Source organism: Neobacillus drentensis, assembly GCF_036965645.1.
Classification (GTDB): Bacteria; Bacillota; Bacilli; order Bacillales; family Cytobacillaceae; genus Neobacillus; species Neobacillus drentensis_D.
Map to the genome: position 1 here is coordinate 226 of NZ_JBALPZ010000023.1, position 10,427 is coordinate 10,652.

General features: G+C 40.1%; 10 protein-coding genes. 1 reads left to right on the top strand and 9 read right to left on the bottom strand.

What is annotated here, in order from left to right; all coding sequences use genetic code 11:
• Positions 1-134: 134 nt before the first annotated feature.
• The 3 genes from V7266_RS04320 to V7266_RS04330 all read right to left on the bottom strand — a co-directional run bounded on the left by V7266_RS04320 (position 135) and on the right by V7266_RS04330 (position 2,948).
• A complete protein-coding gene (locus tag V7266_RS04320; protein ID WP_335466113.1) occupies positions 135-974 on the bottom strand; it encodes a DegV family protein in 840 nt (279 codons plus the stop codon).
• 96 nt (positions 975-1,070) lie between these two features.
• Positions 1,071-1,757: a response regulator transcription factor gene (locus V7266_RS04325; RefSeq protein ID WP_335466114.1), complete on the bottom strand. Its 687-nt coding sequence runs from the start codon at positions 1,755-1,757 to the stop codon at positions 1,071-1,073.
• Positions 1,758-1,805: 48 nt separating this feature from the next.
• A complete protein-coding gene (locus tag V7266_RS04330; protein ID WP_335466115.1) occupies positions 1,806-2,948 on the bottom strand; it encodes a sensor histidine kinase in 1,143 nt (380 codons plus the stop codon).
• 236 nt (positions 2,949-3,184) lie between these two features.
• On the opposite strand from V7266_RS04330, the gene V7266_RS04335 reads away from it, so the two are divergent.
• A complete protein-coding gene (locus V7266_RS04335; RefSeq protein ID WP_335466117.1) occupies positions 3,185-3,826 on the top strand; it encodes a YigZ family protein in 642 nt (213 codons plus the stop codon).
• Between the two features lie 257 nt (positions 3,827-4,083).
• Here V7266_RS04335 and V7266_RS04340 read toward each other — a convergent pair whose 3' ends face one another.
• The 6 genes from V7266_RS04340 to rfbA form a co-directional block, all read right to left on the bottom strand.
• Entirely contained in the window at positions 4,084-5,142 is a 1,059-nt protein-coding gene (locus V7266_RS04340; RefSeq protein WP_335466118.1) for a glycosyltransferase family 4 protein, read from the bottom strand.
• A 137-nt stretch (positions 5,143-5,279) separates the two neighbouring features.
• Entirely contained in the window at positions 5,280-6,374 is a 1,095-nt protein-coding gene (locus tag V7266_RS04345) for a glycosyltransferase family 4 protein (RefSeq protein WP_335466120.1), read from the bottom strand.
• Between the two features lie 566 nt (positions 6,375-6,940).
• Complete coding sequence (gene rfbD / locus V7266_RS04350; RefSeq protein ID WP_335466122.1) at positions 6,941-7,783, bottom strand: dTDP-4-dehydrorhamnose reductase; 843 nt, start codon at positions 7,781-7,783, stop codon at positions 6,941-6,943.
• Complete coding sequence (rfbB, locus tag V7266_RS04355) at positions 7,783-8,805, bottom strand: dTDP-glucose 4,6-dehydratase (protein ID WP_335466124.1); 1,023 nt, start codon at positions 8,803-8,805, stop codon at positions 7,783-7,785. Before rfbB ends, rfbD begins: the two co-directional genes overlap by 1 nt.
• Before the next feature lie 11 nt (positions 8,806-8,816).
• Positions 8,817-9,377: a dTDP-4-dehydrorhamnose 3,5-epimerase gene (gene rfbC / locus V7266_RS04360; RefSeq protein WP_335466126.1), complete on the bottom strand. Its 561-nt coding sequence runs from the start codon at positions 9,375-9,377 to the stop codon at positions 8,817-8,819.
• 21 nt (positions 9,378-9,398) lie between these two features.
• Entirely contained in the window at positions 9,399-10,271 is an 873-nt protein-coding gene (gene rfbA / locus V7266_RS04365) for a glucose-1-phosphate thymidylyltransferase RfbA (protein ID WP_335466128.1), read from the bottom strand.
• Positions 10,272-10,427 lie beyond the last annotated feature (156 nt).

The window sequence follows — 10,427 nt, forward strand, 5'->3', positions numbered from 1 at the left end:
TTATTCCGTCTACTTCTCTATTTTTTCCGTTAGTTTTCCTACTAATTCCGCGTATTCAATTTTCAGTTACCTAAGCCTGAACACAAAAAAGCCATCCCAGCCCCGACGGCTGAAATGGCAGCAAACCTTAGATTCTATTTTTTCATCCAACCCAATCCCATCGCACCTTCACCAAGATGAGTACCAATAACTGCTCCAAAATAACCAATTACGAACTCAACATTAGGATAAAGAGCCGCTAGCTCCTCGCGCCACTCCTCGGCCTCCACCTCACGATTCGCATGAATAATGACAGCCCGGTATTCCCCGCCTCCTGAAACCACTTCACCGAGCAAATCCACAATCCGTTTTAATGCCTTCTTCCGCGTGCGAATTTTTTCAAACGGAACAATAACCTTATTTTCAAAGTGCAGCAGCGGCTTCACCTGTAACAGGCTGCCTATAAAGGCTTGAGCGCTCGACAGCCTGCCGCCCCGTTGAAGATTAGTTAAATCATCCACCATAAAATAAGCATCAGCCGTTTTCTTCAGCTCCTCCAACCGATTCATAATCACCTCAGCCGATTCCCCGCGCCCTGCCATTGCAGCAGCCTCTAGCGCGTAAAAACCCTGAACCATGCAGCTAATCTCAGAATCAAACGGATAAACCTTAATCCCTTCTACCATCGTACTAGCTGTGACCGCCCCTTGATAGGTACCGCTGATACCGCTGGATAAATGGATACAAATGACGGCATCATAATTGGCCGCCAATTCCTCAAACAACTCGACAAATTTCCCAATCGGCGGCTGGGAAGTCGTCGGAAGCTCTTTTGTTTTTATCTCTTCATAGAACGCATTTGCGGTTAAGTCAACTTCTTCTTGATAAACCTCGTTCCCGAAAATGACGTTTAACGGGATCATATGTATATTAAATTCTTCTCGTAACTCTTTCGGTATGTACGCGGTGCTATCCGTGACAATTGCCGTTTTCATAAAAATGTACCATCCTTGTCATTTGAACTACACTTTATTTTATCTGAAACCACAAAAAAAGAACACACCCATTTAAGGCGTGCTCCCTAACAAAATTTATCTTACTTCCACCCAGCCATTTTTAATCGCCGACACAACTGCCTGGGTCCGGTCGTTTACATTCATTTTTTGTAAAATATTACTTACATGGTTTTTAACCGTTTTTTCACTGATGAATAAAGATTCGCCTATGCCGCGGTTGCTTTTTCCATCGGCAAGCATCTGCAATACTTCACACTCACGGCGGGTTAACAGATGCAATGGACGGCGTATTTCAAGCGTTGGCACATAGCCGCTTCCAGAACGTCCAGCTGTTGCAGCCAGCTTGCGGTATTCGTTCACAAGATTGTGGGTAACTTTTGGGTGTAAATATGAACCACCATCAGCCACTACACGAACAGCCTCTATTAATGCGTCAGCATCCATTTCTTTTAACAAGTAGCCGCATGCTCCAGTTTTTAAAGCATGGGTCACATAGTTTTCATCATCATGAATGGATAATATAATGACTTTTGTGTTTGGGTATTTCTCAATCAGTTCACGGGTTGCCTCGACACCATTCATCCCTGGCATATTGATATCCATAATGACCACATCAGGCTGGTACTGTTCTACTAGTCCTAATGCATCGCTGCCATCATCGCCTTCGGCTACAACTTGAAACGATTTTTCGAACTCTAGTATTCTCTTAACACCTTCTCTGAATAGTTGGTGATCATCAATAATAGCAATTTTGGTTGTCATTTGGTACTCCCCCTTATTACAATTTTATCATTTGCCGCAAAAATTTCTTTAGTTAATTAATGGAACACGGATTAACACCGATGTTCCCTTTCCAATTTTTGAATCATACGTAATTTCCCCTTCAAGCAAATCGACACGCTCTCTCATCCCAATCATCCCAAAGGACTCAGGTTTCTTAATCGAGGTATCAAATCCAACACCGTTATCCTTAATGAGGACGGTAATGCTTGAATCGGTAATTTCCAATCTGACTTTGATTTCACAAGCGTTAGCATGCTTGAGTGCATTTTGTACAGACTCTTGGATCATCCGGAACAACGCGACTTCATACTTAGTCGGCAGGCGTCGTTCCAAGCCAATATTCATAAATACAATCCTCGAGTGATTATGATATTCTTCGATGGTTTGTAAGTATTTTCTGAGAGTAGGGACAAGCCCTAAATCATCAAGTGCCATTGGACGGAGGTCATAAATAATTCTCCGCACCTCATAGAGGGCGGCCCGCACCATTTTTTTATAACTGTGCACTTCAGCAAACGCCTCATCTGGCCCTTTGTCCTTGTACACGCGTTCAATTAAGTCAGATCTCATAATAACATTGGCCAGCATTTGGGCAGGACCATCATGAATCTCCCGGGACAAGCGCTTCCGCTCTTCTTCCTGGGCTTCAATAATTTTTAGACCAAAATCTTGTTTGGCCTTCGCGGTTTCGATTACTTCCCCGACTTGTTTTAAATCACTTGTCAAATAATTCATCACCACAGAAATTTGGGATATGAGCTGGTCTGCGCGGTCAATCGTGTCGTCTAACCCAATCAATCTGCGTTCCAAATCGTCCCGTTTTTCCAAGAGTTGTTTCTTATACTGCCAATTAATGGAGAGATCCATCTGAAGCTGGTGGGCTTTCTCGTAAGCTTCACGAACTTCTTCTTCCGTATAATGCTTAAAATTCATACTAACTTCTGACAGCATAAGCCGGGCTTGATGAACCTGATCTTCAAGCTGGTTCCCCTCTTCAATGAGGTTAACCATCATTTCCTTAATATTTCGGAGTTCAGTTGTCATACTTTCGTAATCTTGACGGCATTGCTCGCCAATTCGAAAAATATCACTTTTACTGCTTGTTACCCGATCAATCATTTCTTCACGAATTTCATCAATAGACTTTGTATTAACTTGTTTAAGTTTCATTTCATTCCCTCCAGGGCTTTCCCTTTAGGCCTATAACACTTATTTTACATGGAATGAACGTAATTGGCGAACCATAACACTCATATTGACCTTCTAATGGGGTGAAAGTAATATAGTAATAGTGTTACATTCTCATTCAAGATAATTAGAACTATTACTATTATATCATTCGAACGTTACCATCATATTAAAGGTATATTACAACATTATTTTTTAAAAACAGAAAGGAATTTACTATGCTACCACGTTACCATACTGTTAAACAGACTGGCGAACACGAGATTACGATCCAAAAATCCCGTTTTATAGCCCATTTGAAGCGAGCTGAAACCGAAAGTGAAGCTCTAGAATTCATCCAAAAGATTAAAAAACAGCATTGGGATGCTAACCATAATTGCTCGGCCTACCTGATTGGAGAGCATGATCAAATCCAAAAAGCAAATGATGACGGAGAACCGAGCGGAACAGCCGGGGTCCCGATCCTGGAAGTTTTAAAAAAACGAAAACTAAAGGACACTGTAGTAGTGGTTACCCGATACTTCGGCGGCATTAAATTAGGTGCCGGTGGTCTCATTCGCGCTTATGGTAAAGCAACTTCCGAAGGACTAGATGCAATTGGTGTCGTCGAGAGAAAACTTTCCCAAATCATTCATACTAAAATTGATTATACGTGGCTTGGGAAAATTGAAAAGGAATTGCGTGCAGCGGACTATAAAATAAAAGAAATTCACTACCTAGATACAGTCGAGGTTGAAACCTATGTAGCTGAAAGTCAGGTCTCCTCCTTCATGGAGTGGATGATCGAACTGACCAACGGCCAATGCACATTGGAGCAGGGTGAAACGGTTTACCTTGAAGAAGATTACACTCGAGAATAAATAACAATCTATAGGTACATTATAGTAGTACGTTTGTGCAGAAACAATTGGGAAAAAAGAAAAGCACAAGCGTCTTGGTCAGCCCCGACAAGCATAAGACGAGCCGGCCGAAAGGTTGCTTTTTAACCTTTTGGACGGATTGGCTGTAGACCATCGAGGGGCTAGGCGCTGAAGCTAGACAATTCTCAAAGTCAAAACTTTTATGCTTTCTTATCTCAAAATAAAGGGGCTCAAGAATCTTGAGTCCCTTTTTCCTACTAAGAGCGATTTTTTTCCGTCGTGAAGGTCCGCATCATATTCAAAAGCGGACGATGGTCTTTTCCCATTAATCCAATCTTTTCTGCAATAATCTCAATTAATATAACCACTATCCCAATTAAAATAAGAGCGCCTCCAATCCGTGCCTGCGAGAAAATCACAGCGACAAGACCAAAAAAAGCGGCCATCGCATAGATAAGTAACACAGTTTGCCGATGAGAAAAACCCATTCGCAGCATACAATGATGAAGATGGGATTTATCAGGTGCTGACAAGGGCTGTTTGTTAATAATTCTTCGAATGATGGCAAACAAAGTATCGGAAATTGGTACTCCAAGAATAATGACAGGAATAACAAACGAAATAAAGGTTACGTTTTTAAAACCCAGAAGTGATAAAACGGAAATGATGTAGCCCAAAAATAGTGCTCCTGTATCTCCCATAAAAATACTGGCAGGATGAAAATTGTAAAATAAAAATCCTAAGGTACTTGCGAGTACAATTAACCCAACGGCTACGACGTAAATATTTCCCTGAATAAACGCGATCCCTGAAATTGTAATAAGAGCTATAGACGAAACTCCAGCAGCCAATCCATCAAGGCCGTCAATCAAATTAATCGCATTGGTTATTCCCACTATCCAAAGAATCGTTAAGGGAATGCTCAAAAAGCCAAATTGCAGCTGTCCTCCAAATGGCAGGTTAATGAATACAACCTGCAGGCCTCCTATAAAGACAACACAGCAAGCAGCTGCCAATTGTCCAAGCAGTTTAATTTTTGCCGACAATTCAAACAAATCGTCACAAAAGCCCGTTAAAATAATGATCAAACTGCCAAGCAATATCGCGAAGGAGTACTGGTTATCTGGTCTGATTAAGAAAATCCCTGCCATAAAACTAATAAAGATGGCTAGTCCTCCAATCCTTGGCATGATCGCCTGATGCACCTTTCGATGGTTAGGACGGTCAGTTGCACCAATAAGGAAGGCTAACTTTTTGATGAGCGGAGTCATAACAATTGAAATGAAAAAACATACTAACAAGGTAAGATACAACATCAAACATCCTCCTTGTTAGTCAGTTTGTCCATTTAAGGTAATTCAAAAACGCCTTAAACGTTTGGTAAAAAAACACAAATAATTCTAAAAACAAAAAAAGTTTTGGAATAAATTCCAAAACTTTATATGAATATAGATTATCTATCTTTAAGGTTGATTGGGTTTAAACCCTTCATGAATTTGAGCAGTGGTTTGTAATCTTCGCGGACCAAACCGATTTTTTCAACAATAATCTCGATCGCAACTAACAGCGTTAAAATCACAATCAGTGAGCCCCAAACCGTAGATTGTGAGAAGATAAAGGCAACAAGTCCAAAGATTAAACTCATCGCATAGATGATTAATACTGCCTGCTTATGCGAAAAGCCTAAACGTAATAGGCAATGGTGTAAATGCGATTTATCTGGCGCAGATAACGGCTGTTTATTGACAAGTCTTCGGATAATTGCGAAGAAGGTATCAGAAATTGGTACACCAAGAATAATAATCGGGATAACAAGTGAAATAAAGGTAACATTTTTAAATCCAAGCAGCGAGAGTACACTGATTAAGTATCCTAAAAATAATGCCCCAGTATCCCCCATAAAAATTTTGGCTGGATGAAAGTTGAAAACTAAGAACCCAAGTGATGACACAGCCGTAATCAGTGCCAAGATCATGACATATGGGTTGCCCATAAGATAAGCCATACCAGAAATGGCGAATAATGCAATGGTTGAAACACCAGCAGCTAAGCCATCAAGTCCGTCTATTAAGTTAATGGCATTGGTAATCCCGATAATCCAAAACATCGTAATCGGAATACTTAAGAAACCAAAGTTTAATTGACCGCCAAAGGGCAAATTAATAAACTCAACTTTGAGGTCACCCATGAATACGACAACAAACGAAGCAAGAATTTGTCCAGCGAGTTTTACCTTTGGAGAAATTTCCTTCGTATCATCAAAAACACCAGTTAAAATGATGATCAAACTCCCGAGTATAATAGCCAGATGAATATTTTGATTAGGATTCATAATCGGTAATAGTGATGTTGCGTCTGGTCGTATTATTGCAATTCCAATTAAGAAACTTATATATATTGCCAATCCGCCTAAACGAGGCATAATTCTCTGATGTACTTTTCGTTGATTAGGTTTATCAGTTGCACCAATTTTAAATGCAAGTTTTTTGACTAACGGGGTGAGAATAATGCTTGCAAAAAAACAAATAGCTAACGTTAGATAGAACATATAGCCCTCCATGGTTCATTCCGTAGTTTTGTAGTTTAAAATTTTCATATTATCAATGAAACCTAGAGACAATCATACCCTTATGGATTATAGCACAGACCCTACAAGAAATAAATACTTCCATTCTACAATTTTTTTACCCTATTCATAGAGTAAGTAACCTAAAATATGATGTGAAGGTGAGATTTAGCAATGATGTAAGCAGTTTCTCAAACTCAAGAATTTATGTCAATAGTGACAAAATAACTACTAATTTTACCTAAATCGCCATTTGGTCCGTCCATTAATATTGACGTAAAGAGTGAAGAAAGGTTTCAAACGTTAACGCTCTTTCTCTTACAAAGTCATTGATAAATGACACTGTTGATTGGAGCGGGAGGCGCTTGACTCCTGCGGGAGTACGGGGCAGTGGAGACCCCACAGGCGCAAAGCGCTGAGAAGGCTCCCCGGCACGCCCGCGGAAAGCAAGCACCTGGAGCGAAAATCAACACCCATATTTAACAATGCCTATACTAATGGAAAAGCCTCTGTTTATTACAACAGAGGCAGCTTAATATTTTCTTAAGTTAGTTTGATTCTTGTAAGTAAGCGGCTAGTGCCTCTTTCCAATCACGAAGAGGTGTTAACCCTTCCGCTTCGATTTTTTTCTTACTTAATACCGAATAATTTGGACGTTTAGCAGGACGAGGGAATTGCTCACTTGTCAACGGGTTTACAGTCACGTTTAGGCCTGCTTGTTTAAAGATTTCAACGGCAAACTCATACCAGGAACAAACACCGCTGTTAGTTGCATGATAGATTCCATATTTTTTAGTTTCCATTAATTCAATCATAAACTTAGCCAAATCGACGGTATAGGTTGGCGAACCCACTTGATCATGGACAACCCCCACTTCACCGCGTTCCTTACCTAAGCGAATCATCGTCTTAACGAAATTATTGCCATACACCCCAAAGACCCATGCTGTTCGAACGATAAAAAATCGGTCTAAATGCTTTTGTAAAAGTTGTTCCCCGGCTAATTTGGTTCGGCCATATGCCCCTAATGGACTAGTTGTTTGATCTACTTCATAAGGCTCAGTCGCCGTACCATCAAATACATAATCAGTGCTAATATGAAGCATTTTTGCGTTAACTTGGTTTGCTGCCTTCGCCAGATACTCTGTACCTAATGCATTGATTTGATAGGCAGTGTCTTCATTTTCTTCTGCTGCATCAACGTTCGTATAGGCAGCACAGTGAAGAATCACATCAGGCTTTACTTCATTTATATAACTTAAAACGTCTTCTTCTATTGTAATGTCTAATTGCTCACGGTCAGCTCCAAAAACCTCATGATTAGTCTGAGCTAATTCTCGTAGAACATCTTTGCCTAATTGTCCGGCTGCGCCCGTTACAACAACTCTCATTACTCTACCCCTAATCTATCGCCATATTGCTTTTTCACATAATCTTGATAGTCGCCAGAGATGATGTTTTCCCACCACTCTTGGTTATTTAAGTACCAATTAATTGTCTGCTCAATACCTGTATCGAAATTATATTTAGGCGACCAGCCTAGCTCTGTACGTAATTTGGCAGCATCAATGGCATAACGGCGGTCATGGCCTGGACGATCTGTCACAAACTTCATTAAGGATTCAGGCTTATTTAAATGTTTTAGAATCGTTTTTACAATTTCAATATTCGTACGTTCGTTATTACCGCCAACGTTGTAAACCTCACCGTTACGGCCCTTATGAAGAACAAGGTCAATCGCTTGGCAGTGATCTTCCACATGAAGCCAATCACGAATATTTAAGCCATCACCGTAAATTGGAAGCTCCTTATCATGTAAAGCATTGATGATCATTAATGGGATTAATTTCTCAGGAAAATGGTATGGGCCATAGTTGTTTGAACAACGGGTAATGTTGACTGGCAGACCAAATGTTTCATGGTACGCACGAACAAGCAAGTCAGCGCCTGCTTTACTTGCACTATAGGGACTATTGGCAGCTAAAGGCGTTTCTTCTGTAAAATAGCCTGTTTCACCTAAAGTACCATATACTTCATCTGTTGATACTTGAAGGTATTTCGTTACACCAAATGTTTTGGCTGCATCAAGCAAGGCTAGTGTCCCTTGGATGTTGGTTTGTACAAAAATGCCTGGGTCCGTAATACTACGGTCTACGTGTGACTCTGCAGCAAAGTTGATGACATAATCAAACTTTTCTTCTTGAAATAGACCTTGAATAAAATCACGGTCCGCAATATCACCACGAACAAATTTATAGTTTGAAGCATTTTCAATGTCTTTTAAGTTCTCAAGGTTTCCTGCATATGTTAATAAATCTAAATTCACAATCATATAATCCGGATATTTATTGACCATGTAGCGGACGAAGTTACTGCCGATAAAACCAGCGCCGCCTGTTACTAATAATTTCATTTATTGTCCTCCTATTCCTCAAAAACAAAATTAAGATGGCTTGCTTCACTTAAGGTTGGATGCTTCGTATCCTTTTCAGACAGAATCGGATTGGCAGCCGGCCAATCGATGGCTAACTCAGGGTCATTCCAGAGGATGCCGCCATCATGTTCTGGAGAGTAATACTCATCAACTTTGTAAGCTACTGTGGTGTCAGGCACCAATGTACAAAAACCGTGCGCAAAGCCTTTCGGAACTAACAGCTGTCGCTTGTTATATTCGCTTAAAATGACTCCAACCCATTGTCCATATGTTGGGGAGCCCTTACGAATATCAACGGCTACATCATAAATAGCACCTGTTACACAACGCACTACCTTTGTTTGTGCTTTTGGATTAAGCTGAAAATGCAGACCCCGTAACGTGCCAACTGGGGCAGATAAGGATTGGTTGTCCTGAACAAAATCATAATGCAAACCTAATTTCTCAAATAGTTCTTGATTATAGCTCTCCATAAAATAACCACGATGATCACCAAAAACCTTTGGTTCAAGAATTTTCACACCGGGAATCTTCGTTTCAATAATATTCATTATAATAACCTCACTTACGATTTACTTTCCCTGACTGGCAATTTTCAGCAGATATTGACCATACTGATTTTTCTTTAATGGTTCAGCAAGCTCAATCAGCTTTTCTTTCGAAATATAGCCCATTTTATAAGCGATTTCTTCTAAGCAGGCAATTTTTAAGGACTGTCGTTTTTCCACCGTTTCAATGAACTGAGAGGCTTCTAAAAGAGAGGCATGCGTACCTGTATCTAACCAAGCATAACCGCGTCCTAAGAGTTCAACACTTAATTCGCCCATTTCTAAATAGGCTTTATTGATATCGGTAATTTCTAACTCACCGCGCGGGGATGGTTGAATGCTCTTGGCAATATTGACAACGCGGTTATCATAAAAATAAAGACCTGTAACGGCGTAATTAGATTTAGGAATATCGGGCTTTTCTTCGATTGAGACCGCTTTTCCCTCCTCATCAAATTCAACGACACCAAAACGTTCAGGGTCATTCACGTAGTAACCAAATACAGTTGCTCCTGTTTCACGGGCAGCTGCCTTTCTTAACAGGTCGGTTAACCCATGTCCATAAAAAATATTATCTCCAAGAACTAAAGCTACGTTATCATCGCCGATAAATTCATCGCCTAAAATAAATGCTTGTGCTAAGCCGCCTGGATGAGGCTGGATTTTATATGTAAAGTTCATTCCTAAATCGGAGCCATCTCCCAAGATCTGTTCAAAACGGGTGATATCCTCTGGTGTTGAAATAATTAAAATATCCTTAATGCCAGCTAACATTAATACAGATAAAGGATAATAGATCATTGGTTTGTCATAGACAGGTAATAATTGTTTGGAAACGACTTTTGTTAACGGATAGAGTCTTGTTCCACTGCCACCTGCAAGTATAATGCCTTTCATTTTTACAACTCCTCACTTACATTTAATCTACAAATTCCGCCAAAATGCTCCTTCCTCATTATAAAGAAAGGCCAATTAAAAAGAATAATTCATCCTAAAATGTAACAAAAACGTAATAGAAAAGCGGAAGCGCCATGTTCAGGGAAAAAAGTAGTT

What these genes read in the sequence shown, in the direction of transcription:
- V7266_RS04320 (WP_335466113.1), bottom strand. Translation starts at nt 974, where the DNA reads ATGAAAACGGCAATTGTCACGGATAGCACCGCGTACATACCGAAAGAG.
- V7266_RS04325 (WP_335466114.1), bottom strand. Translation starts at nt 1,757, where the DNA reads ATGACAACCAAAATTGCTATTATTGATGATCACCAACTATTCAGAGAA.
- V7266_RS04330 (WP_335466115.1), bottom strand. Translation starts at nt 2,948, where the DNA reads ATGAAACTTAAACAAGTTAATACAAAGTCTATTGATGAAATTCGTGAA.
- V7266_RS04335 (WP_335466117.1), top strand. Translation starts at nt 3,185, where the DNA reads ATGCTACCACGTTACCATACTGTTAAACAGACTGGCGAACACGAGATT.
- V7266_RS04340 (WP_335466118.1), bottom strand. Translation starts at nt 5,142, where the DNA reads ATGTTGTATCTTACCTTGTTAGTATGTTTTTTCATTTCAATTGTTATG.
- V7266_RS04345 (WP_335466120.1), bottom strand. Translation starts at nt 6,374, where the DNA reads ATGTTCTATCTAACGTTAGCTATTTGTTTTTTTGCAAGCATTATTCTC.
- rfbD (WP_335466122.1), bottom strand. Translation starts at nt 7,783, where the DNA reads ATGAGAGTTGTTGTAACGGGCGCAGCCGGACAATTAGGCAAAGATGTT.
- rfbB (WP_335466124.1), bottom strand. Translation starts at nt 8,805, where the DNA reads ATGAAATTATTAGTAACAGGCGGCGCTGGTTTTATCGGCAGTAACTTC.
- rfbC (WP_335466126.1), bottom strand. Translation starts at nt 9,377, where the DNA reads ATGAATATTATTGAAACGAAGATTCCCGGTGTGAAAATTCTTGAACCA.
- rfbA (WP_335466128.1), bottom strand. Translation starts at nt 10,271, where the DNA reads ATGAAAGGCATTATACTTGCAGGTGGCAGTGGAACAAGACTCTATCCG.